26 protein-coding genes and 1 pseudogene are annotated in these 25,690 nt (G+C 31.2%); 16 read left to right on the top strand and 11 right to left on the bottom strand.

Going from position 1 to position 25,690, the window contains the following annotated elements:
* Nucleotides 1-8: 8 nt before the first annotated feature.
* A complete protein-coding gene (locus B3M86_RS07760; RefSeq protein WP_291075574.1) occupies nt 9-1,364 on the bottom strand; it encodes a DUF6794 domain-containing protein in 1,356 nt (451 codons plus the stop codon).
* A gap of 249 nt (nt 1,365-1,613) precedes the next feature.
* Here B3M86_RS07760 and lon point away from each other — a divergent pair, with 249 nt between their 5' ends.
* The gene (lon, locus tag B3M86_RS07755; protein ID WP_280035558.1) at nt 1,614-4,052 is read left to right on the top strand and encodes an endopeptidase La; all 2,439 of its coding nucleotides are present in this window, start codon (nt 1,614-1,616) and stop codon (nt 4,050-4,052) included.
* A 60-nt stretch (nt 4,053-4,112) separates the two neighbouring features.
* On the opposite strand, the gene B3M86_RS07750 is transcribed toward lon, so the two are convergent.
* The 4 genes from B3M86_RS07750 to rlmD form a co-directional block, all read right to left on the bottom strand.
* Nucleotides 4,113-4,373, bottom strand: a complete 261-nt coding sequence (locus tag B3M86_RS07750) for a GIY-YIG nuclease family protein (protein WP_312067505.1) — start codon at nt 4,371-4,373, stop codon at nt 4,113-4,115.
* 223 nt (nt 4,374-4,596) lie between these two features.
* Nucleotides 4,597-5,283: a DUF6048 family protein gene (locus B3M86_RS07745; protein ID WP_291046699.1), complete on the bottom strand. Its 687-nt coding sequence runs from the start codon at nt 5,281-5,283 to the stop codon at nt 4,597-4,599.
* The gene (locus B3M86_RS07740) at nt 5,237-5,854 is read right to left on the bottom strand and encodes a DUF6452 family protein (RefSeq protein WP_221856671.1); all 618 of its coding nucleotides are present in this window, start codon (nt 5,852-5,854) and stop codon (nt 5,237-5,239) included. Before B3M86_RS07740 ends, B3M86_RS07745 begins: the two co-directional genes overlap by 47 nt.
* 18 nt (nt 5,855-5,872) lie before the next feature.
* Nucleotides 5,873-7,291, bottom strand: a complete 1,419-nt coding sequence (rlmD, locus tag B3M86_RS07735; RefSeq protein WP_221856669.1) for a 23S rRNA (uracil(1939)-C(5))-methyltransferase RlmD — start codon at nt 7,289-7,291, stop codon at nt 5,873-5,875.
* Nucleotides 7,292-7,710: 419 nt separating this feature from the next.
* On the opposite strand from rlmD, the gene cysD reads away from it, so the two are divergent.
* From cysD to B3M86_RS07700, 7 genes are all read left to right on the top strand, one after another.
* Complete coding sequence (gene cysD, locus B3M86_RS07730; protein ID WP_219035044.1) at nt 7,711-8,619, top strand: sulfate adenylyltransferase subunit CysD; 909 nt, start codon at nt 7,711-7,713, stop codon at nt 8,617-8,619.
* A 51-nt stretch (nt 8,620-8,670) separates the two neighbouring features.
* Complete coding sequence (locus B3M86_RS07725) at nt 8,671-9,906, top strand: sulfate adenylyltransferase subunit 1 (RefSeq protein ID WP_219035045.1); 1,236 nt, start codon at nt 8,671-8,673, stop codon at nt 9,904-9,906.
* 148 nt (nt 9,907-10,054) lie between these two features.
* The gene (locus tag B3M86_RS07720; protein ID WP_260509644.1) at nt 10,055-10,600 is read left to right on the top strand and encodes a uroporphyrinogen-III C-methyltransferase; all 546 of its coding nucleotides are present in this window, start codon (nt 10,055-10,057) and stop codon (nt 10,598-10,600) included.
* A 152-nt stretch (nt 10,601-10,752) separates the two neighbouring features.
* Complete coding sequence (locus B3M86_RS07715) at nt 10,753-12,231, top strand: diflavin oxidoreductase (protein WP_291046685.1); 1,479 nt, start codon at nt 10,753-10,755, stop codon at nt 12,229-12,231.
* A 51-nt stretch (nt 12,232-12,282) separates the two neighbouring features.
* On the top strand, nt 12,283-12,411 hold the full coding sequence (locus B3M86_RS07710; RefSeq protein ID WP_291046682.1) for a hypothetical protein: 129 nt from the start codon (nt 12,283-12,285) through the stop codon (nt 12,409-12,411).
* A gap of 19 nt (nt 12,412-12,430) precedes the next feature.
* Nucleotides 12,431-14,083, top strand: coding sequence for an NADPH-dependent assimilatory sulfite reductase hemoprotein subunit (locus B3M86_RS07705; protein ID WP_291064554.1), 1,653 nt, complete (start codon nt 12,431-12,433; stop codon nt 14,081-14,083).
* A 19-nt stretch (nt 14,084-14,102) separates the two neighbouring features.
* Nucleotides 14,103-15,545: a TSUP family transporter gene (locus B3M86_RS07700; RefSeq protein ID WP_221856661.1), complete on the top strand. Its 1,443-nt coding sequence runs from the start codon at nt 14,103-14,105 to the stop codon at nt 15,543-15,545.
* Nucleotides 15,546-15,603: 58 nt separating this feature from the next.
* On the opposite strand, the gene B3M86_RS07695 is transcribed toward B3M86_RS07700, so the two are convergent.
* Nucleotides 15,604-16,152, bottom strand: a complete 549-nt coding sequence (locus tag B3M86_RS07695; protein WP_221856659.1) for a hypothetical protein — start codon at nt 16,150-16,152, stop codon at nt 15,604-15,606.
* Nucleotides 16,153-16,742: 590 nt separating this feature from the next.
* Here B3M86_RS07695 and B3M86_RS07690 point away from each other — a divergent pair.
* From B3M86_RS07690 to B3M86_RS07680, 3 genes are all read left to right on the top strand, one after another.
* The gene (locus B3M86_RS07690) at nt 16,743-16,898 is read left to right on the top strand and encodes a hypothetical protein (protein WP_291046670.1); all 156 of its coding nucleotides are present in this window, start codon (nt 16,743-16,745) and stop codon (nt 16,896-16,898) included.
* Nucleotides 16,899-16,961: 63 nt separating this feature from the next.
* Entirely contained in the window at nt 16,962-18,662 is a 1,701-nt protein-coding gene (locus tag B3M86_RS07685; RefSeq protein ID WP_291075572.1) for a tetratricopeptide repeat-containing sensor histidine kinase, read from the top strand.
* Between the two features lie 14 nt (nt 18,663-18,676).
* Nucleotides 18,677-19,342: a response regulator gene (locus tag B3M86_RS07680; protein ID WP_221856653.1), complete on the top strand. Its 666-nt coding sequence runs from the start codon at nt 18,677-18,679 to the stop codon at nt 19,340-19,342.
* Here the strand turns inward: B3M86_RS07680 and B3M86_RS07675 are convergent.
* The 5 genes and pseudogenes from B3M86_RS07675 to B3M86_RS07655 all read right to left on the bottom strand — a co-directional run.
* Nucleotides 19,339-19,872: pseudogene (locus tag B3M86_RS07675) on the bottom strand (LysR family transcriptional regulator); the annotation flags it as partial. The gene B3M86_RS07680 and the pseudogene B3M86_RS07675 overlap by 4 nt on opposite strands.
* A gap of 15 nt (nt 19,873-19,887) precedes the next feature.
* The gene (locus B3M86_RS07670; protein WP_257468223.1) at nt 19,888-20,022 is read right to left on the bottom strand and encodes a hypothetical protein; all 135 of its coding nucleotides are present in this window, start codon (nt 20,020-20,022) and stop codon (nt 19,888-19,890) included.
* 90 nt (nt 20,023-20,112) lie between these two features.
* Nucleotides 20,113-20,769, bottom strand: coding sequence for an SCO family protein (locus tag B3M86_RS07665; RefSeq protein WP_219035054.1), 657 nt, complete (start codon nt 20,767-20,769; stop codon nt 20,113-20,115).
* A complete protein-coding gene (locus B3M86_RS07660) occupies nt 20,762-21,058 on the bottom strand; it encodes a YHS domain-containing protein (RefSeq protein ID WP_219035055.1) in 297 nt (98 codons plus the stop codon). Before B3M86_RS07660 ends, B3M86_RS07665 begins: the two co-directional genes overlap by 8 nt.
* 68 nt (nt 21,059-21,126) lie before the next feature.
* Nucleotides 21,127-21,432, bottom strand: coding sequence for a hypothetical protein (locus B3M86_RS07655; protein WP_125348816.1), 306 nt, complete (start codon nt 21,430-21,432; stop codon nt 21,127-21,129).
* Nucleotides 21,433-21,686: 254 nt separating this feature from the next.
* Here B3M86_RS07655 and ppk2 (B3M86_RS07650) point away from each other — a divergent pair, with 254 nt between their 5' ends.
* From ppk2 (B3M86_RS07650) to B3M86_RS07630, 5 genes are all read left to right on the top strand, one after another.
* Nucleotides 21,687-22,493 carry a polyphosphate kinase 2 gene (ppk2, locus tag B3M86_RS07650; RefSeq protein WP_312150877.1) on the top strand — a complete coding sequence of 269 codons (807 nt, stop codon included), beginning with the start codon at nt 21,687-21,689 and terminating at the stop codon, nt 22,491-22,493.
* Between the two features lie 17 nt (nt 22,494-22,510).
* Nucleotides 22,511-23,329: a polyphosphate kinase 2 gene (ppk2, locus tag B3M86_RS07645; protein WP_125348818.1), complete on the top strand. Its 819-nt coding sequence runs from the start codon at nt 22,511-22,513 to the stop codon at nt 23,327-23,329.
* A 17-nt stretch (nt 23,330-23,346) separates the two neighbouring features.
* The gene (gene ppk2, locus B3M86_RS07640) at nt 23,347-24,150 is read left to right on the top strand and encodes a polyphosphate kinase 2 (RefSeq protein WP_291046653.1); all 804 of its coding nucleotides are present in this window, start codon (nt 23,347-23,349) and stop codon (nt 24,148-24,150) included.
* 115 nt (nt 24,151-24,265) lie between these two features.
* Nucleotides 24,266-24,616 carry a 50S ribosomal protein L19 gene (gene rplS, locus B3M86_RS07635; protein WP_019975296.1) on the top strand — a complete coding sequence of 117 codons (351 nt, stop codon included), beginning with the start codon at nt 24,266-24,268 and terminating at the stop codon, nt 24,614-24,616.
* 276 nt (nt 24,617-24,892) lie between these two features.
* Nucleotides 24,893-25,690: TonB-dependent receptor plug domain-containing protein (locus tag B3M86_RS07630; RefSeq protein WP_219035057.1), on the top strand; the 798-nt coding region annotated here is incomplete at its 3' end.

The raw sequence follows: 25,690 nt of genomic DNA, 5'->3' as shown, positions 1-25,690 counted from the left end.
AACTTTCGTTAGGATATCCACACGTTTCCAAACATTTGTTTTCCAATATTTCTATCATTAAAATATTTCGATAATCTAGAACCACCATTAATTCCCCAATTGTTTCTTATCCACATACCCAAACCACCCATGTGAGAATTAAATATAAAAGTATTTGTTGATTCTTTGAGTTGTTTTTTGCTTTCGAAATCTAATATTTTATCTAATTCTGTTAATGATTCATATAAATTTTTTGGAATGTATATATTATCAATTTTTTCTAAAGTAAGTCTTTTTTCACTTTCAATTCTTCTTTTTTCTTTATCTTTTATTGTTTCTAATTCAGCAATTCTATCATCATAATTTCTATAGCTACCAAAGAAATTTGTGATATATATTTTGTCAACTTCTTTTGGAATAAAATCAGTTTCAAAAGTTGAATTTAAAAGATAGTTTTCAATTTGTTGTTTATTAAAAATAGAATCTGTTTCTAAATTTTCGATTTCAAATTTTCCATTTCTATTTAAATAGTCGCTTATTTCTATTTGATGAAGTTTGTATTTATTATAAGTTGAATCCTCAAGCGGAATAAATTTTAAGTTAGATAGTTTACTAATACTTTCTGCTATTTTTTCATTAGTAAGAGAGTTTTTGACATCTATTATATATTTATATGGATATTCATAATTTGAAATTTTACTCTTTATAGGTTCAATATTTTTTATTGCAGGATAAATAGAATCAAAATCAATATTAGACTTGATTATTTCACCTTTGTCTAAATCAAAAAGTGTTACCTTTTTTCTGTTATCTATAAGGTAAATAATATCATTTTTATTGAAGATGAAATTTTTAGTTAAAAAAATATCTTTCTCTGATAAAGATTTATTGTACTCTTTGTAGGTAGAAGTATAGTTTTCGAACAAATTTCTATTTTCGGCTTCATAAAATAGTCTGCATTTCTCTTTGTTTTTATCACAATTGGTAAACTCTTCAGAGGAATAAGTTTTAGCTATTTTTCCATCAATATAATAAGTCACATTTCTTTCCTCTAAATCTTTGCTGTTTATATAATTTGTAAAATAGATTATTTTTCTCCCATCATTACTTATTGCAAGGAAGAAAGGAAAATTTTCATTTAAATCAAATGATCTATTTAGTTTATAATATACCTTATTTTGTCTCAAGCTATCACGTTCTCGATTAAAAAATATAATTGATTCACCTTTCAAATTAGGTATAAAATTATCATATGAAATAGATTTTAATTTATATATCCCATTAGAAGAGTAGGTTTCTGAAATTGGAGAAAAGCCAGACCATTGAGAAAAAATGGTAATATAACCTAAAATAAATAGTATGAAGAATATGTAATATTTTATCATTGATTTTATTTGTGTAATTGATATTAAAACTATGAATAAAATTTATCTTTGTGAAAATAATTATTCATCCTCATTCAAAACCTTTATTGAAAAACTGACAATATATTTTATTGGCATAACGTTTGACTTATTTATACTCGCTTTTCTAAATGCTTTAGACAAGATTCAAATCTTAATAATGTTGTTATTATGAAAGGCTTTCGTCAGTTAAAAATAGTTTTACTGACACTTTGAACGTATAAAAAAATTATGAACATAGACAATTTGTCATTAGCACAAGTAATGGAAGAAGAAATCGAATTAATTCCTTTGATGAGTAAAGACGAAGAAAGTAAGCTAAATAAGCAAGATATTTCTTCGGTATTGCCTATTTTATCGTTAAGAAACACTGTCTTATTTCCGGGTGTGGTTGCGCCAATTACCGCGGGTAGAGATAAATCTATACAACTTTTAACACAAGCTTACAAAGAAGATCGCATTATTGGAGTGCTTTCGCAGAAAGAAATTGCTGTGGAAGATCCTACACAAGACGATTTGTATACAGTTGGTACAGTTGCGAAAATCATGCGAATGATAAAATTGCCAGATGGAAACATTACGGTGATTTTACAAGGGATGAAACGCTTCAAAGTTAAAGAATTTGTATCAAATGATCCTTATTTCAAGGCTGAAGTAGAAATTTTGACAGAAAAAGTTCCGACATCACGCAACAAAGAATATCCAATTATTATTGAATCAATTCGTGATTTAGCTTTTCAGATTGTAGAAGAAAATCCAATGTTGCCTTCGGAAGCTGCAGGAGCTATAAAAAGTATCGAAAGTAATACATTTCTAATCAACTTTGTAGCGTCTAATTTGACGTTAAGTTTAGATGAAAAACAGTTGTTATTAGAAATTTCTGATATGAAACTTCGCGCAATGGAAGTGATGCGTTTTATGAATGTTGAGCTTCAGAAATTGGAATTAAAGAATACGATTCAGAATAAAGTTCGCAAAGAATTAGATCAACAACAAAAAGAATATTTCTTAAATCAACAAATCAAATCGATTCAAGAAGAATTAGGAGGGAATTCGACAGAAGAAGAAATTAATGAAATGCGCAAACGTGCTTTAACGAAAAGTTGGAGCGAAGATGTAGCAAATCATTTTGATAAAGAAATCAACCGTCTTTCTCGTCTAAATCCGCAAATGCCAGAACATAATATTCAGCGTAATTACCTTGAATTTATGTTGGATTTACCTTGGAATACCTTGACAAAAGATAACTTTGATATCAAGAATGCAAAGAAAATTTTAGATCATGATCATTATGGTTTAGAAGATGTGAAAGAACGCATTTTGGAGCATCTTGCTGTGTTGAAATTGAAAGGAGATATGCGTTCGCCAATTCTTTGTTTGTATGGACCTCCGGGTGTTGGTAAAACATCGTTGGGGAAATCTATTTCAGAAGCGATTGGGCGCAAATATGTACGTATGTCGTTGGGTGGTTTACACGATGAATCTGAGATTCGTGGTCATCGTAAAACCTATATTGGAGCGATGCCAGGAAGAATTTTACAGTCAATCAAAAAATCTGAATCGTCGAATCCGGTTTTTGTTTTAGATGAGATTGATAAAATGTCGGCTAGTGCGCATGGAGATCCTTCATCAGCAATGTTAGAGGTTTTAGATCCAGAGCAAAATTCAACTTTTTATGATAATTTCTTAGAAATTGGCTACGATTTATCGAAAGTATTTTTCATTGCGACAGCTAATAATATTGGAGATATTCCAAGTCCGTTACGCGATCGTATGGAGATGATTAATATTGCAGGTTATACAATCGAGGAAAAATCTGAAATCGTAAAACGTCACCTTCTACCAAAACAATTAACAGAACATGGCTTAAAAGAGAAAGATGTTGTGTTAGGTAAAAAAGAAATCGAATATTTGATTACGGGTTATACGCGCGAATCGGGAGTTCGAAAATTGAATCAGAAAGTTGCAAAATTGGTTCGTTCAGCTGCAAAACATATTGCGTTGGAAGAAGAGTTTAATGCTAAATATTCAATCGAAGATATTTCTAAAATTTTAGGACCTTCTATTACACCAGATCAATATGAGAATAATGAGGTACCTGGAGTTGTAGTAGGTTTAGCTTGGACAAGTGTTGGTGGAGATATTTTATTTATCGAATCTATTTTATCAAAAGCGAAAAATGGAGGACTTTCGATTACAGGAAATCTTGGAACTGTGATGAAAGAATCTGCGACAATTGCGTTAGAATATATCAAATCGCATGCGGATGAATTGGGAATTAAACCAGAAGTTTTCGAGAATTATAAAGTTCATATTCACGTTCCGGAAGGAGCAACGCCAAAAGATGGACCATCTGCCGGAATTACAATGTTGACGTCTTTGGTTTCGTCTTTTACACAACGAAAAGTAAAAGCAAAATTAGCAATGACAGGTGAGATCACACTTCGTGGAAAAGTGTTGCCAGTTGGCGGAATTAAAGAGAAAATTTTAGCGGCAAAACGTGCAAATATCAAAGAAATTATTTTGTGCGAAGATAACCGAAAAGATATTGAAGAAATTAAAGCAGAATACGTAAAAGGAATGACTTTTCATTTTGTAAAAGAAATGAAAGAAGTTTTGGATATTGCTTTAACGAATCAAAAAGTAAAAGGAGCAAAGGTTTTGGATTAATCTATAAATCTTTTTAGAACATATAAAAAGGAACTCAATTTAGAGTTCCTTTTTTGTTTATTATAGAATACTAATATCTTCTAAATTTGGATTTTTAGATTTAATTAAATTAATTTTCCATTCCCGTTTCCAATTTTTCAATTGCTTTTCTCTTAACATATCTTGACTAATTGAAGTAAAATCTTCAAAATAAATTAATGATTTTACATTGTATTTTTGAGTGAAAGCTGAACCAATTCCTTCTTTATGAGCTTCTATTCTTTTAATTAAATTGTTGGTAACTCCAATATAAAAAACAGTTCGATATTTGTTTGTAAGTATATAAACATAATATATTTTCAGAATTCCTTATATGATATGTTACTGAAACGAATTCAGGATGACTTAGTTAGATAAACTAATTTAAGGATTATTAATGATAATGTAGAGAAAGAATGTCAAGCTGAATTCATTTCAGCTTCGCATCAACATAAAAGGAACTCAATTTAGAGTTCCTTTTTTTGTATACTTTATCTTAACTTTAGTCTAAATCTTAACCTTAGTTTTACTTTATCTTATAAGCAATTCCCCAAAAAACTGGCATATTGAAAGGACCACTGTATTTTCCGTAACCAGGAATAACCAAAGGATTAATTCCTTGATCTTTTTTACCTCCAATATAAGCTGCAGGATGCAAGGCTAACTCACCATAAAAATTCTTGAAAATCTCTACACGTCCACCAACCACAGCTTCTATCCAATAACTGCTTACATTCGCTTTTGGCAAACTTCCTGTTCCTGTAATCTCATTCGATTGTAAATCTCTAATCGGATAACTATTGATGGTTTGCGAATATTTAGAATACGCAATTCGTCCACCAATGTAAATTCCGTTCGATTGATTTTCGATATCTTGCGTTATAAACCAGTTTGCACCAAGTTTTGCAAAAACGCCGTCAACATCAACATCCCAATTGATTTCATTGAAATTATTTTTCTCGAAACCAGCTTCTACAACGGCATGCCACTTATTATTGATTTGATAAGAAGCATAAGCGCTAACTCCTTTTTTATCGTTGAAAGCAGAAACAATTGGATTGAAAACGTCTACACCGATAAAAATATCGTGGTATTTTTTTTTGAGAATAGAATCTGTAACCGAAACTTTTGTTGAATCAGTTTTATTTTCTTGACCAAATGCAAAATTAATTGCGCTCGTCAGCAAAAAGCTTAATAATAGTTGTCGAACCATCTTTAATTTCAGTATTTACAGTTTCTATTTTCTTTATCCAATTTCCAGCTCCATTTCCAGTTTTTGTTACCAATTTTACATCAACTCCTTTAAAAGTTAATCCAAAACCACAAGCTTTAGAAGTATAGCCATTTCCAAGCGTATCGTATTTTAAAATCAATCGATCACGTTTTGCAGGAATTGTTCTGATGACTTTACCCGTTATAGAATCTTTTACATCTATATCTGGACCTTGCGCTATAGTATAGTAAATCTCTTTTTTACTATTTTGACGCAAAGTAATTCCGAAACTTGTTTTCCCTAAAGCAGAATTTTTTTCGATTAAGACAGTATCTTTACTCGTTCCTGTAGCTTCTCTAATTCCTTTCGTAATCGAATCATTATAAACATACGCCCAATAATAAATAGAATCTTCCAAAGGAACATTAGTTCCATCATAATACATATCAGCAACCATGCGTGGAACATCACCTTCGTCGGTACAAATATCATCATCTTCACAACTATAAAATGCTAAAGAAATTATAGAAGCAAAAATTGAGTAGGCTAGAAAACGTTGAATATTTTTCATTTTTTTTTTGATTGAATTTTAAATTCGCTCTAAAAGTACAATATTTTCTACATGATGTGTTTGTGGAAACATATCAACTGGTTGAACTTTAACAATTTTATATTGATCTTTCATCAATTCTAAATCGCGCGCTTGTGTAGCAGAGTTACACGAAACATAAACAACACGTTTAGGATTCATAAACAAAATATTTTCAACCACTTTTTTATGCATTCCATCACGTGGAGGATCAGTAATAATTACATCTGGAATTCCGTGTTCGTTAATGAAATCTTGATTCAATACATCTTTCATATCACCACAATAGAAATCACAATTATCAATTCCATTAAATTTTGCAGCCGCTTTTGCTGCATCAATTGCTTCTTGAACAGATTCTACACCAACTACTTTTTTCGCTTTTTTCGAAACGAATTGCGCAATTGTTCCAGTTCCAGTATATAAATCGTATACTAATTCATCTCCAGTTAAACCTGCAAAATCACGTGTTAATTTATATAATTCGTAAGCTTGTTCTGGATTTGTTTGATAGAAAGATTTTGGACCAATTTTGAAGTTCAAATCTTCCATCTTTTCCATAATATGATCATCTCCAGCAAAAACTTCGATATCTAAATCATAAACAGAATCGTTTTGTTTTGGATTGATTGCATACAATAAAGATGTGATTTCAGGGAATTTATCTTTCAAGTTTTGTAAGAAAGCTTCACGATTTTCTTTCTCTTCTCGGAAGAATTGAACCAAAACCATTACTTGTCCATTCTGAGAAGTACGAATCATTAATGTTCTTAATAAACCTTCTTGATTTTTTAAATCGAAGAAATCTAAATGATGCTCTAATGCAAAACGTTTTGCTTCGACACGAATCGCATTAGAAGGATCACGTTGCAAGTGACATTTTGTAACATCCAAAACTTTAGACCAAGCACCAGGAATATGGAATCCAACTACGTCACGGTCGTCAAATTCTTTCCCAGACTGAATTTCTTCTAACGTTAACCAACGTGCATTAGAAAAAGTAAACTCTAATTTATTACGGTAAAAATATTGTTCTTTAGAACCTAAAATTGGAACAATTTCAGCATCTAAATCTTTGAAACCTCCGATACGAACCAAATTGTTAACCACTTCGTCATGCTTAAATTTTAATTGCGCATCATAGCTCATATCTTGCCATTTACAACCACCGCAAACACCAAAATGCTCACATTCTGGCTGAACGCGATAAGGAGATTTTGTGTGAATTTCGATTGCTTGTCCTTCTAAATAGCTGCTTTTTTTCTTCAAAACGTGTACATCTACAACGTCTCCTGGAATTGCGCCTTTTATCAGAACCGTTTTTCCTTCCTCTGTTTTACCAACCGATACACCTTTTGCACCAGCACGTAAAACTTCTATATTATTTAATATGATTTTTTGTTTCGCTTTTCTTGACATTTTGCAAAGGTAAGCAAGTCCCCGAAATATTCAATTTTTTATCTTTTTTTGGAATCAATCTTTGTATTTTAAATAAAATTTTTACTTTTACAACATAAAATCTATCGGTTTTATAGATTATTATTATATTGAATAAACTTATTTAGGATAATTTTCTTTAAATTGTTTGAAAAATAGGTTTGTTATTTAAACTATTCTATTAATTATATTTATTTAGAAAAATAATATAATTTTGAACTCAGAAATGTAACATGAAAAATGAAAAAAATAGTATTTAATATGTCAATGTATATGTGTCGCTCTTTACAAGAGGTGGAATATGTTGTGATGTATTAATTACGAAAATAATAGTTCATGAACTCCTCTAAAATTTTGAGGAGTTTTTTATTGTCAAAAAATAAGTTAGAAAGTTAGAAAGAATGTCAAGTCAAGAAAAAAATTATTTAAATCAATTAGAAGACGAAGCAATCTACATTCTGAGAGAAACAGCTGCTCAATTTGAGCGTCCAGCATTGTTATTTTCAGGAGGAAAAGATTCGATTGTTTTGATTCATTTAGCTTTGAAAGCCTTTCGTCCAGGGAAATTTCCTTTTCCTTTAGTACACGTAGATACAGGACACAATTTTCCTGAAGCGATAAAATTTAGAGATTATTTGGTTGATAAAATCGGTGAAAAATTGATTGTAGCCTCTGTAGAAAATGCTATAAAAAAATATAATCTGAAAGAAACTTCTGGCCGTTTTCCTTCTCGTAATGCCTTACAAACGTATGCGTTATTAGATGTGATTGAAGAAAATGAATTTGATGCATGTATTGGAGGAGCTCGTCGCGATGAAGAAAAAGCACGTGCAAAAGAGCGTATTTTCTCAGTTCGTGATGATTTTGGCCAATGGGACCCGAAACTTCAACGTCCTGAATTGTGGAATATTTTGAACGGAAGAATTGAAAAAGGACATAATGTTCGTGTTTTTCCGATTAGCAATTGGACAGAATTAGATGTTTGGAATTATATCAAACAAAATAACATCGAATTGCCAAATTTATACTTTGCTCACGAGCGTGAATGTATTGTTTACAATGATAAATTAATAGCGACTTCAGATTTTATTCAGCCAAATGCAGACGATGAAGTTGTGGTAGAAAAAGTACGATACAGAACGGTTGGTGATATGACGTGTACAGCGGCTGTACCTTCAGATTCTTCTACGATTGAAGATATTATTATTGATATTATCAATACAAGAATTAGCGAAAGAGGACAAACTCGTTTGGATGATCAATTGTCAGAATCGGCGATGGAAGAACGTAAAAAACAAGGTTATTTCTAAGTCAAAATTTTTTTAAACAAAACTCTATAATATCTATAGGAATTAAGTAAAATGAATGCATTAAAATTTATAACAGCAGGAAACGTAGACGATGGTAAAAGTACTTTAATAGGGCGTTTACTTTACGATTCGAATAGTATTCACACCGATCAATTGGGTGTTTTAGAAAAACGTAAATCAAATGAAGACGACGAAATTGATTTGTCTTTGATTACAGATGGTTTACGTGCCGAGCGCGAACAAGGAATTACAATAGACGTAGCGTACAAATATTTTTCGACTGCAAAACGAAAATTTATTATTGCAGATGCGCCTGGACATGAGCAATACACGCGAAATATGATTACAGGAGCTTCAAATTCAGAGTTGATTATTATTTTGGTTGATGCACGTAAAGGAATCACTTCTCAAACAAAACGTCATGCAAGTATTGGATCGTTAATGGGAATTAAAAAAGCAATTATCGCCATTAATAAAATTGATTTGGTTGATTATTCACAAGATATTTTCGAAAAGATAAAAAATAATTTTCAACAAATTCAAGATCAATTGAATTATGATGAAGTAACTTTTATTCCAGTTTCTGCTTTGGTTGGCGATAATATTGTCGAAAAATCTGCAAAAACGCCTTGGTACAATGGAGAAACATTATTGCATCAATTGGAAACAATTTCGATTGAAACAGATAAAAATTTAGCAGCTCGTTTTCAGGTTCAATGGGTAATTCGTCCAAAAGATGAAGAGCATCACGATTATAGAGGTTATGCGGGGCAAATTTTGAGTGGAGCCTACAAAGTTGGGGATTCTATTAAAGTTTATCCATCAAATATCGAATCAAAAATTGTTAAAATAGAACGTCATTTGGAAGAAGTACAACATGCTGAAGCAGGAGAAAATGTTGTGATTCATCTCGAAAATAATATAGATATCAGTAGAGGAGACACAATTGTAAAAACTTCCGAAGAACCGCAAACTACAAATGTGCTAAAAGCGTGGATTTGTTGGTTAGACAATAATGCATTACAACAAGGAAAAACGTATGTGTTGCAACATCGTTTTCATTCGGTTCGTGCAAAAATCAAAACAATCGATCAACAATGGGATATTAATAATTGGGAATTTATTCCATCTGAAGAAATCAAGTTAAATGATATTGGACAAGTTGTTTTAAAAACAAATCAACCTTTATTTTTTGATTCTTTCAAAGAAAATATTCATACAGGAAATGCCATTTTGATTGACGAAACAACGAAAAATACAGTCGCTGCTTTGATGTTTATTGATTAAAACATCAATTAAATCTTATCAATCAACTTATTTATTACAAACATGCAAACAACAATAGGAAAAGTAATTTTGGCTGGCGCTGGTCATGGAGATCCAGAATTGGTGACGCTCAAAACATTAAATTATATCAAAAAAAGCAGATGTTATTTTGACAGATCGCTTGGTTTCTCCAGTGTTAATAGACGAATATGCGTCAAAAGATGCGTTGGTTATTTATGTCGGAAAACAATGTTCGAAAGGCATTCATACGCCTCAAAAAGATATTAACGATATGATGATTGAGTTTGTAATGCAAGGAAAATTAGTGGTTCGATTGAAAGGAGGTGATGCTTCACTTTTCTCTAATATTTTGGACGAATTAGAAACCTTGAAAAAAAATCATGTTCCGTACGAAATAATTCCAGGTATTTCGGCTGCTTTTGGTGCTGCAGCTTACACGAGAATTCCATTGACAGCGCGAAATCATTCGAAAGGAGTTCGCATGTTGACGTTGTGCGATTTGAAATCTATTGAACACAAACAATGGAAAGATTGGGCAAAAACGTCTGATACATTGGTTTTTTATATGAGTGTACAGCGTTTGCAAACTTTAGCTGATCAGTTGATTTTGAATGGAATTGATACCGAAAAAGGTTTAGCAGTTATTCAACAAGCGACAACTCCAGATCAGAAAACGCAAGTTTTTTATTTTTGAAAATATTGTAGAAAAACATTTACCAACCTTTGATTTTGTACCAACTTTAATTATCGTTGGTCATGTTGTTAATTTGCATCAATCATTCGCTTGGTTAGATGAACAACCAACTTCCAACTCATATTTTGATAACCATAAAACAACAATTTCTTATGCTAGCTAACGAAAAATTGAACTTAGTAAAAAGTTTAGTCAAAGAATTATCACGTGACGAAATTATTTGGACAAATGGTTATTTGGCTGGATTAGTTGCAAATCAAACACAAGAAGTACCTCAAGAACAAAAAGTTTTAACCTCAATCAAACCTACAATAATCTATGGAACTGAAACAGGAAATGCGAAGAAATTAGCTAATCAATTGCTTGGAATTTTTAAGATGAATAAAATTCAAGCCAAAGCGATTGAAGCGTTTCAATATCCACTCGAAAAAATTGAAAAGGAAGAATTCTTAATTCAAATTTTTAGTACGCAAGGAGATGGAGATTTACCTCAAAATGCGCAAAAATTCTATGATAATTTGAGTAACTCTGATCTAAAATTAAATCAAACTAAGTTTGCTGTTTTTGGTTTGGGCGATACTTCTTATCCGTTTTTCTGTAAATCAGGAGAAGAAATTGATGAATTATTTGGAAAACTAGGCGCACAACGCGTTTTCGATTTGGTAAAAGTAGATTTAGATTATCAAGAAATTGCCGAAAATTGGTTTGCGGATATTTTAAAAACTATTCAATCAGAAGGAAATTCAACGGTTGTACAATCTCAAAAATTGCAAAATTCTTCAACGCAGAAAAAATCGTACGAAGGAATTATAAAAGATGAAATCGTTTTGAATGATAGAGATTCAAACAATGAAACGTATCATATCGAAATAGCAGTTGATGAGCAAGTAGATTACGAACCAGGTGATGCTTTGGGTGTTTATCCAAAAAATAATCAAACCGAAATTTTAACGATTGCAAAATTTTTCAATGAAGAAAATCGCGCAAAAGAACTTGAAGAAAAAAATATTAGAGCACTTTCTAAAAAATCAATCGATCAATTTGCAACAATTTTAAATGTAGAAATTCTTGAAACTAAGATTGATTTAATTGATTTATTATCAAAATATTATTCGTCAGAATCTACAATGAAATTTGATGATATTTTAAATCTTTTGCATCCAATTGCACCACGTTTATATTCGATTTCATCATCGAATGAAGCATATGATAATGAAATTCATTTAACGGTTAGTCTGAATACTTTTTCAGTTTCTGATCAACAAAAAACTGGATTATGTTCTCAGTTTTTAGCAGATTTTGAGCATGATAAATCCATAGAATTTTACATTCATAAAAATAAAAATTTCAAACTTCCAGATGAAAATCAATCGGTAATTATGATTGGTCCGGGAACAGGAATTGCACCTTTTCGTAGTTTTTTGACACATCGTGATGCAATTGGCGCAGAAGGTAAAAACTGGTTGTTTTTTGGTGAACAACATTTTGTTTCGGATTTCTATTATCAAACTGAAATTCAGGAATGGCTTTCAACAGGAGTTTTAAGCAAATTAGATACAGCTTTTTTGAGAGATCAAAAACATAAAATTTATGTGCAAGATCGAGTGAAAGAACGAGGAAAAGAACTTTAAAATAGGTTAAACGAAAGTGCGTATTTGTATGTCTGCGGTCAAAAAGACGGAATGAGTACAGATGTAGAAAGTGCTTTGATCGAATTAATAGCAAAAGAATCAAATCAAGATGAGGTTTCAGCGAAAAATTTTCTGGAACAATTGGAAGAAGAAGGTCGCTACCAAAAAGATGTTTACTAATCAACCAATAACTAATAAAATGAGTATAGAAAAACAATCTCCTATAGAAGGAATTAAAATAAAAAGTGACGGACTTCGCGGTACGTTAAAAGAAAGTATAGAGCTAGATAATCACACTGGAAATGTACGTGCAGATGACGAAGCTTTGGTGAAATTTCACGGAATGTATGTGCAAGATGATCGCGATAGACGAGAAGAACGCGCAGAAAAAAAGTTAGACAAATTGTATTCGTTTATGATTCGTTTGCGTATTCCGGGTGGAATTATTGACGCTGATAAATGGTTGGCAATTCACGAAACTTCTGAACAATATGGAACAGGCGTTTTAAAAATTACAACGCGTCAAACCATTCAATTGCACGGAATTTTGAAACATCAATTGCGTCCAACTTTACAATCGTTTGACCAAGCAACGTTAGATTCTATCTCAGCTTGTGGCGATGTAAACCGAAATGTAATTGCGAGTTCTCATCCGTTGCTTTCGCCAATTCATGCTCAAATTCATGCATATGCAGATAAATTATCAAAACATTTGTTGCCTAAAACACAAGCTTATTATGAGATTTTTGTGGATAATGAAAAGATTTACGAACGCGAAACAGAGAAAGATGATTTGTATGAAGACCGCTATTTACCTCGAAAATTTAAAATTGCAATTGCTATTCCGCCAACTAATGATGTAGATGTTTTTGCAAATGATTTGGGACTGATTGCGATTATCGAAAATAATGAATTGAAAGGTTTCAATATCGCTGTTGGTGGAGGTTTGTCAACAACTCACGGAAATCCAAATACATATTCGCGTTTATCAACCGAAATTGGTTTTGTTGATTCTGAAGAAAAAGTGTTGAAAGTTGCTTATGAAGTATTGACAATTCAGCGTGATTTTGGGAATCGTGGCGATCGAAAATTAGCGAGACTAAAGTATACAGTTGATAAATTAACGGTTGATGGTTTCAAGTCTGAATTAGAAAAACGTGTTAGTTTTAAATTAGAGCCTTCTCAGCCTTATCAATTTACGGAGCGTTCTGATATTTATGATTGGCGACAAGTGAATAACAGAATGTGGTATTACACTTTATTTGTGGAGAATGGAGTTGTACAGTCTAATCAGAAAGCATTTTTACATGAATTGGCTTTATTAAATATCAATAATTTTATTTTTATAGCGAATCAAAATTTATTGTTAGGTGAGATTTCAATTGAAAATAAAGCTATAGTTGAACAGCTTTTAGAAAAGTATTCTATTCACAAAGATATTAGTGAACTTAGAAAAAATTCGATGGCATGCGTGGCTTTACAAACTTGTCCATTGGCTTTAGCAGAAGCGCAACGTTATTTGCCAGAATTGGTGAATAAAATAGAGCCTTTGCTAGAAAAACATCAACTTCAAAATGATGATATTTCTATTTGTATGACGGGCTGTCCAAATGGTTGCGGTCGTTCGTATGTTTCGGAAATTGGTTTTGTAGGGACTTCTGCTGGACATTATAATTTGAGGTTGGGTGGAGATCGATATGGTGTTCGTTTGAATAAAATTTATAAAGAAAAAGTCAATGAGACTGAGATTTTGAATGAGCTAGATCAAGTTTTCGAAAGTTATACAAATGAAAAAATAGACAATGAAACATTCGGAGATTTTACCTATCGAAAATATTTTTCGGTTAATTAGTTAAATCCCTTTAAGAACAATGAAAAATAATTTATTCCCGATATTTTTAAAAACAGAACATTTGCGCTTCCTGATTGTTGGCGGAGGAAATGTAGGATTAGAAAAGGTTACGACGCTAATCAAACAAAATCCTTCGATCAATTTGAAAGTTGTAGCAAAGGATTTTAAACAAGAATTGAAAGATATTTTTGCTCAACATTCAACAATTAAACACGAAACTCATGCGTTCGAATCGAGTGATTTGGAGGATGTAGATTTAGTGATTGTTGCAACCGATAACAAAGAAACTTCGCAAGAAGTGAAGCAAAAAGCAAATGAAAAAGGAATTTTGGTTAATGCAGCTGATCAGCCAGATTTGTGCGATTTTTATTTAGGTTCGATTGTGAATAAAGGTCATCTTAAAATTGCGATTTCTACAAATGGACAATCTCCTATAATGGCAAAACGTTTGAGAGAGTATTTTTCTGATGTTATTCCAGATTCAATTGATGAAAACATTGAAAGTTTAAATAAAATCAGAAACAATCACAAAGGAGATTTTAATCAAAAACTAACTGATTTGAATCATTTAACGTCTTCATTCGAAGGGAAAAAATCGACAAAAAAATACAAACGTTTAGTAACCGAAATTACCTTGGTATTCTTCGCATTATTCTTAGGATATGCTTTGTCATCAATCGTCAGTTTTTCGGAAGCGAAAGATTTTGTGATTCACATTCCAAATGTTTTTTACATTATGTTGGCTGTTGGCTTTTTCGCTCAAATGGTAGACGGAGCAGTTGGCTTGGGATATGGTGTAACGTGTTCCACAAGCATGATGTTGTTTGGTGTCAATCTGCCCTCGATAAGTGGTAGTATTCATACTGCCGAAATGTTTTCGAGCGGAATTAGTGGTTTTTCGCATTATAGATTTGGAAATGTAAACAAAAAATTATTATTGGCATTGGCTATTCCAGGTGTTATTGGAGCAGTTTCGGGATCATTATTATTGGTTTATTTGGGAAACAAATATGAAACAATTACTTACGGAATTTTAGCTTCGTATACGTTGATCATCGGAATTCGATTAATTATTTTAGCATTCAGAAAAAAAATCGAACGCAAAAAAGTAAAACGGGTTGGATTTTTAGGATTTGCTGGAGGTTTTTTAGATGCTTTTGGTGGTGGAGGTTGGGGACCTGTCGTGACATCAACTTTATTAGCAAAAGGAAAAAAATCAAACTTAGTAGTAGGAACAGTTAGTTTAGCCGAGTTTTTTGTGACACTTTCTGCATCGTTGACTTTTTTTGCAGCTTTGGGCGTAAGTCATGGTTTTATCATTGCAGGTTTAATAATTGGAGGAGCTTTAGCAGCGCCAATTGCTGCGAAATTAGCAGGCAAAATACCTCAGAAAGTTGCTATTTTGGCTGTAGCTTTTTTAGTGATCACATTTAGTATTCGAATTCTTTTTAAAATTTTCTAAATTTTATATATCATTTCTAACAATCAAAACACTCTTCATCTCGCATGTTGAGTGTTTTTTATTGTTCATTATTTAAGACATATTTAGTTAAAATATATTTTGTGACAGGTTTCAATGTTTTACCATTTTCGGAATGTAAACCATAATTGGTAAAAAATTCTACTTCACCATTTTTCTTTGTATACCAAACTTTATCAAGTGCATTTTTAAAATTTAAAGTATCAGGTTTTGTGATTTTCTTCAATTGAAAAACAGCTTCGTTATATGGAACAGCATTCATTTGTGGCGAAGTTTTTTCGCATTCTATTTCTTCATAATGATTTTCTTTCCAAACCATACAAGACGAATTTTGATTCATTGAATTAAGAAATAATCCTCCGCTAGCCAAAATCATAGCAATACCACTTCCAGCAATTACTTTATTTCGTTGAAGTTTTATTTTCTGAAAGAAATTATTCTTTTTTGATGGAAGATTAATTATTGATTCTTCTTCAGAAATATTATTATCTATTATTGGTTCTACGGATGCGATTTCTTCTACATTAACTTCTTTTTCTTCATTTTTTTGTCTGCTGATTTTTTTGATTAAAATCTCCAAAACTTTCATAACCGATATAATGAGCAAGAATGTTTAATAAATCAGGACTTATTTCCTTCTTTAAATTATTTTCTTTCACGAAATCATCAAAATATCTTGAAAAAAGATTTGCTTGTTATAGGATAATTATAATCATCTGAAATTACTTTTTCTAAATGCACAGACATTCCATTTTTACTTCAACTCCCAAATTCATTTTTTGCTTTCTCAAAAACTTTTTCGAATAGATATTTTTTCGTAGACATTTCATTTTTAATTCTTTTACAAAGTAGACAAATTTTGGACAAAATAAATTACGGTTTACCGTAAAACAAGCTGTCCAATAATTGTCCAAAACTTGTCTATTGTTTGTTTAACAGCGACTTTGTGTTCTGTATTTACTTTGCAATAGAAATCAAAACAAAAACAAAAAACTTGATTTCTGAAAACGTAGTCTCGAAAATAGTTGAGGTGATTTGAAGGGAAGCATTTTTCCTGAATTGTTCTCAAGACTACAAAAAACTTCCTACTAAAGAAGCGCTTCTTTTTTCTCGTGTACACTACTCGCAATCTGTTTTGTGAGGAAGAGCACCTATATCAAAAAATTAAAAATTTAAGCTATGTTAGAATTATTATTCGCTTTATTGGGATTCTTTTTACCAAATCAAAATGCAAACACAATTTCACAAGATCAACATCCAGTTGTACAAACTTCATCAGATAGTATAGACGGTGATACAAATGGAGAAAAAGGGGATGTTCCTGTGAAAAAATAAATCATCAACGGATAGAGTAATCTATCCGTTTTTTGTTTAGCTTTAGGTTGTAAATATGGAGATTTGAGAAAAATTTTATTTTTTTATTTTATACTTTTTATTATTTCATGTCAACAGTCTAAAAACAAAGAGATTGAGCAGGATAATTTAGATAATAAAGCTTATGATAAAGCATGGAAGTTTTATGAAAAACAAGAGAATGATAGTGCTTATGTTTATTTTAATAAAGCATATTCAGAATTTATAAAACTGAATAACAAACATCAAGCATCAAAATGTATGATAAATATGGCTTTTATTTCTAAAGATCAAGGAGATTGGTTTGGAAGCCAAGAATTAATTATTTCTTCGGTAAAATTATTAAACCCTAAAATAAGTGAAGAAAAAGAAACACTTTCTAGTGCATATAATATTTTAGGGCAAACTTCTCATGATTTAGGAAATTTTAATGATGCTATAGATTATTATCAAAAAGCAATTGATTTTTCTAAAGAAAAAGATGTTTATATTATCAATCAAAATAACATTGCAAATAGTTATCGTTACGATAAGCAGTATGATGAAGCGATAAAGATTTACCAAGAATTACTAAAAGATAAGAATACAATTGAAAATCCAAAAGAATATGCGCGAATTACTGATAATTTAGCATATACCAAATGGTTAAAAGACAATAAGTCCAATGTTATAAATGAATTAAATAAAGCGTTAAATATTAGATTAAAGGAAAATGATTTGTGGGGACAAAATGCAAGTTATGCGCATTTAACAGATTATTTTTCAAATTTAGATTATAAAAAAGCCTTGGACTATGCTAATAAAAGAAAACAAATTGCTTTCGAAAATAAGAGTGCGGGCGATAAATTAGAAGTTTATCAACAACTTATTTTATTAGACAATCCTACAAATGCAAAACAATATTTTGAAGCTTATCAAAAGCTAAACGATAGTATTCAGTTAGAACGTAACAGAGCGAAAAATCAATTTGCGTTGGTGCGTTATGATTCGGAGAAAAATCGTGCAGATTTTTTGAATGCTGAAGCAGAGAATGAAAAGAAGAAAAATGATATTTTAAAACTTTACATTCTAATCGGTTTATTGATCGTTTTGTTTGTTTTTGGATATTTTTTGTACAGAAAAAGAAAGCAAAAATTAGAGCAAGAGAAAGTTTTGTTGCAACAAGAAAAGGTTTTGGAAGTCAAAAAAACAGAACTGAAATATTCTAAAAAAGTACACGATAAAGTGGCGAACGGAATTTATCATGTGATGTCTGATATTGAGAATAAATCAGAATTTAATCGTGATCAAATTTTAGATAAATTGGAGGTGGTTTATGAAATTTCGCGCGATATTTCCTATGATAGGATTGATGAAAATCAACAAGAAAATTTTGCAGAAAAATTAGCACAATTGATAAGTTCTTATGATTCGGAACAAGTCAAAATATATTTGATTGGAAATGAAAAAGAACTTTGGAGAAACGTAAAAGATTATGCTAAAACAGAGGTTTTCTTAGTGATGCAAGAATTGTTGACGAACATGAAAAAACATAGCGAAGCTTCACGAGTTATACTAAATTTTAAAGAAGAAAACCAACAAATTATTATCAATTATTCAGATAATGGAATTGGGATTTCGGACTTAAAACCTAAAAATGGTTTGCAAAATACGGTTTCACGTATTTCTAATCTAAACGGAGATGTTATTTTTGAAACTGAAAATGTGAATGGTCTAAAAATTAAGATCATATTTCCAATTCAATAACCTAAATAAAAAGTATGTTTAAAAAAGTATTAATTGCAGAAGATTTTGAGAGTTTTAATATTTCGATTCAGAAAGTTTTAAAAGATTTACATGTAGAAAATCCTGATTATGCTTTTTATTGTGATGATGCATTCTTGAAAGTGAAAAAAGCATTGCACGACAATCAACCTTATGATTTATTGATTTCTGATTTGTCTTTTGAAGAAGATCATCGCGAGCAAAACTTGAAAAGTGGACGAGATTTAATTGAAGCTGTAAAAGCAATTCAGCCAAATTTGAAAGTGATTGTTTTTTCGGTAGAAAAGAAAGCGGATATGGTGGATAATCTTTTCAAGGAATACCATATAGATGGGTTTGTGGCGAAAGGAAGAGAAGATTCGAAAGAGTTGAAAAAAGCGATACAAACTGTTTTTGCGGGCGGAATGCATTTGGAATTGGACATGAAACGTAGTATCAAACAAAAAAATACGTATGAAATAACTTCGTATGATGTTACGTTAGTTTCTTTGCTTTCGAATGGAATTTTACTAAAAGATATTTCAAATCACTTAAAACAAAATAATATCAAACCTGCAAGTCTAAGTAGTGTAGAAAAGAGATTGGGCTCATTAAAAGAGTCGCTACAAATTACAAGTAATCATCAATTGGTTGCGTTTTTCAAAGATTTGGGAAGTATTTAACCCAAATCTTTACACCATTTATCTACAAAAATCTGTTGCAATTGCTCAATTTCTTTTTCGTAAATCGTATTTTTTCGTGAACCAAAATAGAGTGTATTTTCCAACGGTTTTTCACCTTGCCAAACCAATTTTATTTTACCAGAATTTAGTGCTTCTTGACATAAAAAGTCGGGAACAATAGAAAAGCCATTTCCATCGCTCAAACAACGAATAATAGAACTGATATTTGGGACAATATAATTTGGTTTGAAATCTGGATGTTCTTTAAAATTTTCTTTCCAAAAATGTTGCTCCGCAGCAGCTAATTTTTGAATCGGTTCTAAAATAAAATTATACAAAATTTTTCCTTTTTCAGTCGGAACCATTTTTCGCGCCGATCGATCAAATAATTTGTAGCCCGTATAGGCTTCTAACGAATTGAGATGTAAGCTAAAACCAGGTTGTGAAATAAATAATTGTTGCGCAGCAGCAGATAAAGTCCCAGTTTCATAAATTGCTTTAAATGTTCTGAACCATTCAAGATTTGATTGCTTAACTTCTAAATTTTAATTTTCATCATAAGGTAAATCGTCAGGATCTACATCAATATAATCGGGGTTTGGTAAGGTCGAAAGTCGATACGCTTTTATTGTTTTCAAATCCAATAAATTTGCTTTTACAACACGATGCATTCCGTCCATCAATTTTCCATAAGGACAAACAATAATTTGCTGTGATTTAGAAAATTATAATTAAAACAAAACCCTCCATTTTTAGGAGGGTTTTAAATTTTATTCTGCAAGAAGTTTTTTTATATCTTCTTTTAAAAATTCTATTTCAGGATGATATTTTCCAGCTAGAGAAGGTTCTTTTCCTTCAGGATCTTTGTAATTCAGTCCCGAATAAAACAGTATTGGAACACCCATTTTATCATATCGACTTCTGATATTTCCTTGTTTATCAACCAATGCAAGTTTTCCGCTGTGATTTAGACCTTCGGCAGTTGTTTCGTCTTTTCCAACATAAATATTGAATTTATCCGAAAGTTGCTCAATTTCTTCTCGATCCGAAGTCAAATAATGCCAATTCGGTGATTTTACACCAATTTGTTTTGCATATTCTAACAATCGTGCAGGTGTATCTCGTTTTGGATCAATTGTAATCGAAATAAAACCAAGGTTTGCATCATTTATTTCATCTTCTATTGTGCGTAAATTGTTACTCATTACTGGGCAAATCGTTGGACAACTTGTAAAGAAAAATTCTACAACGTACACTTTTCCTAACATATCACGATTTGTAATCGTTTGATTATTTTGATTTGTCATCGAAAATTCCGGAACTTTCATTACCGTGTAAAGTTCATCTTTAGGCTTATTTTTTAGCCAAAAAACAGTTCCTATAACGCCTAAAATAATAACAATAACGGCTATTAATTGTTTATTCATGGATATGTTTTTCAGGATTTTTTAGAAACTCTTCTTTGCACATTGTCGAACAAAAACCATACGTTTTTCCTTGGTAATTAGCTGTGTCACTCAAATGATCTGCAGTTTTCATTCCGCAAATTGGATCAACTTCGTTCACAACCGCAACATCCAATTTAGTTACAGCTTTCATTTCTTCGTGAGAAACATGCTTTACTTCAAAATTCTCTTGTTTTGTTTGCTCTTTATTACAAGAAAATAATGCAAACCCTAAGACTATTAAAGAGAATGTGTTTTTTAAATTTTTCATTTTAGATTGTTTATTTGTTTTTAATTAATTGTTATCTGATTCTATAGTTTAGATCTATAAAAGAAAAATTAAACAATTGGAGGATGAAAAACTAAACGAATAATATAGTTAGAATTAATATCTTGATAATGATCAGTTGATAATTTATTTTTTTGCGTAAAATACTTTTTTGGAGAAATAATTTGTTTTTGAGGAACAATCGCATCTAAAATTTTGACCGAATTTTTGACAAAATGATTTTCTGGCTGATTCTTTTCACTTTTCGAAATTTCTTCTTTCAAATAGCAAAAACCATTACAAAGTAATTCAGGTTTTTCTCGATTTTCACAAAGTTCATTTGCGATTTCTTCATAATTTAAAACATAATCTATCATCGGCATTAAAGGACGAAATGCGATAGAAAATATGAGTGATATGAAAAATAGTATGCGCAAAAAACTAATTTATTGACAAATTTAACCAAATTGATTGAGGTTGAATATGATAAAATTTATGATTTTAAAAGAAAGATTTATCATAATCTTCACTTTTATGTTCTGTAAAATTTTTACCTTAAAAAAGATTTTACAATCTATAAATATTTATGAAAAAAAGTAAGATTTTAGATTTTACAACAACCGAAGAACTAATGCATTTTTTGGTCGAAAATCAAGAAGAAAATCCTCTCTATAAAAATGTGATAAAGAAGTTTGAATATGAAAATGAGTTACTAAAACTGCAATCAGAGTTAGTAAATCTTCAAAATTGGATTTCGACAGAAAAGAAAAAAGTTGCAATCATTTTCGAAGGACGAGATGCTTCAGGAAAAGGAGGTACAATTCGCCGTTTTCGCGAGCATCTTAATCCGCGTTCTATGCGTGTTGTTGCATTGAATAAACCTACAGAAGTCGAACAAAATCAGTGGTATTTTAATCGTTATATCAAAGAGTTACCAAATGCTGGTGAAATTGTTTTTTTTGACAGAAGTTGGTACAACAGAGCAGTTGTAGAGCCAGTTATGGGATTTTGTACCGAGCAACAATATGAGCAATTTATGGTGCAAGTTTCAGAATTTGAACATATGTTGTACGAATCAGGGACATATATTGTCAAATTGTGGTTTTCTGTGACTAAAGAGGAGCAGCAAACACGTTTTGATTCGAGGTTAAATAATCCGCTTAAAAAGTGGAAATATAGTCCAGTCGATGCAAAAGGACAAGAGCTTTGGGATGAATTTTCGCATTATATCAATCAAATGTTTACGCGCACGCACAACTCTTTTTCGCCTTGGATTATTGTCAACGCAAATGATAAAAATACGGCAAGATTAGAATCTATTCGTTATGTGCTTTCTTTGTTTAATTATAAAGGAAAAGAGGATGCCGAAGTAAATTTAATGGTAGATCCAAATGTGATTGAACGTTATTATCGAATGGTAAAAGAATTGAATCATTAATTTTAAATTGTAAGAAAATGGAGCTAAAACCGAAAGATTTAAAATTAATCGAAACCAAAAAAGGTCTTGTTGGACTTTTACAATCTGATCATGGAAAGTTGAATTTTGCGAAAGCCTTGCGTACTGTAAAATATGAAAATAGGATAGAGCAATTACAAGAAGAATTGATAAAATTACAAACTTGGGTAGCCGAAAATAAACGAAAAGTTGTGATTGTTTTTGAAGGTCGAGATGCAGCTGGGAAAGGAGGTGCAATTCGTCGAATTGTAGAACATCTAAATCCTCGTGAACATAGAATTATAGCACTGCCAAAGCCTAATGAAGTAGAACGAGGACAATGGTATTTTCAACGTTATGTTCGTCAGTTACCACGTGCAGGAGAAATTGTTTTTTTTGATAGAAGTTGGTACAATAGAGCTGTTGTAGAGCCTGTAAATGGGTTTTGTACACAAGAGGAATATGAAACTTTTATGAACGAGGTAAATGATGTCGAGAAAATGTGGATTAATTCGGGAATATATTTGATTAAAATTTATTTTTCGATTACAAAAGAACAACAAGCAAAACGTTTTGCAGATATTGTAAATTCACCAACCAAACGATGGAAGTATAGCTCTGTAGATCAAAAAGCGCAAGATTTGTTTGATGTTTATTCAGCTTATAAAGATGTAATGTTTACGAAAACAAATACAGATTTTGCTCCTTGGAAAATCATTGATGCCAACAAAAAGTACAAGGCTAGAGTAGAGGCGATGGAATATATTTTGTCTAAAATACCTTATGATGATAAAAATAAACGTATTTTGAAACATCAAAACTTAGAAGAAGAAAATTAATTATCAAACCTAAAACTATGGCTGAATTTGATTTAAATGATTTAGAAAAAATAAATAATAAGCAAGAAATCATTGATTTTTTGGTTAGACATGATATTATAAAAGAAAAGAAGTTCAAAGAACAACTCGCTTATGAGAAAGAATTAAAAGAACTTCAAGAAAAATTGTTAGAAATACAATCTAAAGTTATTCAAGAGAATAAACGTGTGTTAATTATTTTTGAAGGTCGTGATGCAGCTGGAAAAGGAGGAACAATTTCGAGAATAACAGAATTTCTAAACCCTAAAAAATATCGTGTTGAAGCATTACCAAAGCCGACTGAAATAGAACAAGGACAATGGTATTTTCAGCGATATTTTAAAGAATTACCAAATGCAGGTGAAATTGTATTCTTTGATCGTTCTTGGTATAATCGTGCTGTTGTAGAGCCTGTTTTCGGATTTTGTACGGAAGAACAACATACAAAGTTTATGAAACAAGTAGTAGAAGTAGAAAAGCTTTTGCAAGATGATGGAATTATTTTGGTTAAAATTTTCCTGTCGATTTCGAAAGAAGAACAAGCAGAACGATTACAAGATCGGAAAGATGACGAATTGAAACAATGGAAATTAGGGGCATTGGATCAAAAGGCACAAGAGTTATGGGATGTTTATACCAATTACATTGACAAAATGTTTCAGCAAACAGGAACAGAAAGTTCATCTTGGCTAGAAATTGTGACAGATGATAAAAAAACTGCTCGACTTTTAGCGATGAAATCAGTCGTAGCACAATTAACAAATCAATCTTTTGAAAATGATTTAATAAAAATTCATTCATAAAAGAAAGAGAATCATTTGTATAATCAAGATTTTTGATTAATTTTGCATCTACATTGTTCAACCTCTGACGAAAGACGTTTAAGTTGCTCAATTCAAATAAATTGAAATTATAATAATGGAAAATTTAGTAAAATACGTACAAGAGAAATACGTAGCTAAAAAAGAGTTCCCAGCTTTCGCAGCAGGTGATACTATTACAGTTTATCAAGAAATTACAGAGGGTGGAAAAACTCGTGTTCAGTTCTTTAAAGGGGTTGTTATCCAAAGAAGAGGACAAGGAACTACAGAAACTTTCACAATCCGTAAAATGTCTGGAGATGTTGGTGTAGAGCGTATCTTCCCAGTTAACATGCCAGCGTTACAAAAAATTGAAGTAAACAAAAAAGGTAAAGTTCGTAGAGCTCGTATCTTCTACTTCAGAGCATTACGTGGTAAAAAAGCTCGTATCAAAGACGCTGCTTACTAAAAACTGCTTTTTTAGGAAAAATATAAAATCCGTTCGATTATCGAACGGATTTTTTTTGGCTGATTTTGAAAGTTTAATATAAAATATTAAATTTTACCATTTCTTAACATTCTATTAAGAGTTGAAAAAATAGTTTAATATTTTATTGAAACAAGTAATCCCTAAAATTATTCTATATATTCTTTTATTACTTGGTTTATTTTTGTATTTGAATTGTAGAGTAATTCTTAAGTGTTTTTTTTAATACTTTTATTGTTAACAATTTTAACACAAGAGATGAGAAAAAAACAATTTAGAATTTTTAGTCTTCTTTTTGTTCTTGGATCGTTTGCTTATGCTCAAACTACAGGTCATGTAAAAGATTCTGATGGTTTTCCAGAAGCAGATGTAGAGGTAAAAATAAAAGGGACTGATAAGGCAGCTTACACAGATGAAAATGGAGATTTTAATATTGATGCCAAAATCGGTGATATTTTAATTATTAAAGGCAAGGAAATTACCGTTACTTCTGAGAATTTAGGAGATTTATCCACTCAATTAAATCCTAAAAGTGAGAATATAGATTTAGGAACTGCAGTTGTAACTGGATATTCTACACAACGTAAGGAAGAGGTAACCGCTGCAGTTTCTGTTGTAAATGCAAAAGACTTAATGGATGCTAAATCTCCGAACATTACCAATTTATTACAAGGTAAAGTTGCAGGTCTTAGAATTACAAGTAGCTCTGGACAACCAGGTTCAACGGCTTCATTACGTTTAAGAGGAAAAACAAGTATTTCTGCAGGAACAGATGCTTTATGGGTAGTTGATGGAGTGATTTATCATGGAACACCAAATATTAATCCAAATGATGTTGAAACAATTTCTGTATTAAAAGATGCTGCTGCAACTGCGCAATATGGTTCTCGTGGAGCGAATGGAGTAGTAGTTGTAACAACTAAAAGAGCCAGAGGAAATGGATTGGTTGTAAATGCAGATTATTCTACAAGTTATAATCGTTTCAATCCAGGGAAATTCGAAGTAATGAACGGAAATGAATTATATAATTTGTTTCTGTCGTACTTCATGACTTCG

The organism is Empedobacter sp. UBA6305 (genome assembly GCF_002440405.1).
Taxonomy (GTDB): Bacteria; Bacteroidota; Bacteroidia; order Flavobacteriales; family Weeksellaceae; genus Empedobacter; species Empedobacter falsenii_B.
This window is presented reverse-complemented; position numbering and strand designations above follow the sequence as displayed.

Coding starts and splice junctions, on each gene's coding strand:
- B3M86_RS07700 (WP_221856661.1), top strand. CDS start 14,103: ATGAAAAATAATTTATTCCCGATATTTTTAAAAACAGAACATTTGCGC.
- ppk2 (WP_125348818.1), top strand. CDS start 22,511: ATGGAGCTAAAACCGAAAGATTTAAAATTAATCGAAACCAAAAAAGGT.
- B3M86_RS07665 (WP_219035054.1), bottom strand. CDS start 20,769: ATGAATAAACAATTAATAGCCGTTATTGTTATTATTTTAGGCGTTATA.
- B3M86_RS07715 (WP_291046685.1), top strand. CDS start 10,753: ATGCTAGCTAACGAAAAATTGAACTTAGTAAAAAGTTTAGTCAAAGAA.
- rplS (WP_019975296.1), top strand. CDS start 24,266: ATGGAAAATTTAGTAAAATACGTACAAGAGAAATACGTAGCTAAAAAA.
- B3M86_RS07670 (WP_257468223.1), bottom strand. CDS start 20,022: ATGGACGGAATGCATCGTGTTGTAAAAGCAAATTTATTGGATTTGAAA.
- B3M86_RS07745 (WP_291046699.1), bottom strand. CDS start 5,283: ATGGTTCGACAACTATTATTAAGCTTTTTGCTGACGAGCGCAATTAAT.
- B3M86_RS07695 (WP_221856659.1), bottom strand. CDS start 16,152: ATGAAAGTTTTGGAGATTTTAATCAAAAAAATCAGCAGACAAAAAAAT.
- B3M86_RS07740 (WP_221856671.1), bottom strand. CDS start 5,854: ATGAAAAATATTCAACGTTTTCTAGCCTACTCAATTTTTGCTTCTATA.
- lon (WP_280035558.1), top strand. CDS start 1,614: ATGAACATAGACAATTTGTCATTAGCACAAGTAATGGAAGAAGAAATC.
- B3M86_RS07660 (WP_219035055.1), bottom strand. CDS start 21,058: ATGAAAAATTTAAAAAACACATTCTCTTTAATAGTCTTAGGGTTTGCA.
- B3M86_RS07725 (WP_219035045.1), top strand. CDS start 8,671: ATGAATGCATTAAAATTTATAACAGCAGGAAACGTAGACGATGGTAAA.
- B3M86_RS07680 (WP_221856653.1), top strand. CDS start 18,677: ATGTTTAAAAAAGTATTAATTGCAGAAGATTTTGAGAGTTTTAATATT.
- ppk2 (WP_291046653.1), top strand. CDS start 23,347: ATGGCTGAATTTGATTTAAATGATTTAGAAAAAATAAATAATAAGCAA.
- B3M86_RS07655 (WP_125348816.1), bottom strand. CDS start 21,432: ATGATAGATTATGTTTTAAATTATGAAGAAATCGCAAATGAACTTTGT.
- B3M86_RS07690 (WP_291046670.1), top strand. CDS start 16,743: ATGTTAGAATTATTATTCGCTTTATTGGGATTCTTTTTACCAAATCAA.
- ppk2 (WP_312150877.1), top strand. CDS start 21,687: ATGCATTTTTTGGTCGAAAATCAAGAAGAAAATCCTCTCTATAAAAAT.
- B3M86_RS07760 (WP_291075574.1), bottom strand. CDS start 1,364: ATGATAAAATATTACATATTCTTCATACTATTTATTTTAGGTTATATT.
- rlmD (WP_221856669.1), bottom strand. CDS start 7,291: ATGTCAAGAAAAGCGAAACAAAAAATCATATTAAATAATATAGAAGTT.
- B3M86_RS07710 (WP_291046682.1), top strand. CDS start 12,283: ATGAGTACAGATGTAGAAAGTGCTTTGATCGAATTAATAGCAAAAGAA.
- cysD (WP_219035044.1), top strand. CDS start 7,711: ATGTCAAGTCAAGAAAAAAATTATTTAAATCAATTAGAAGACGAAGCA.
- B3M86_RS07705 (WP_291064554.1), top strand. CDS start 12,431: ATGAGTATAGAAAAACAATCTCCTATAGAAGGAATTAAAATAAAAAGT.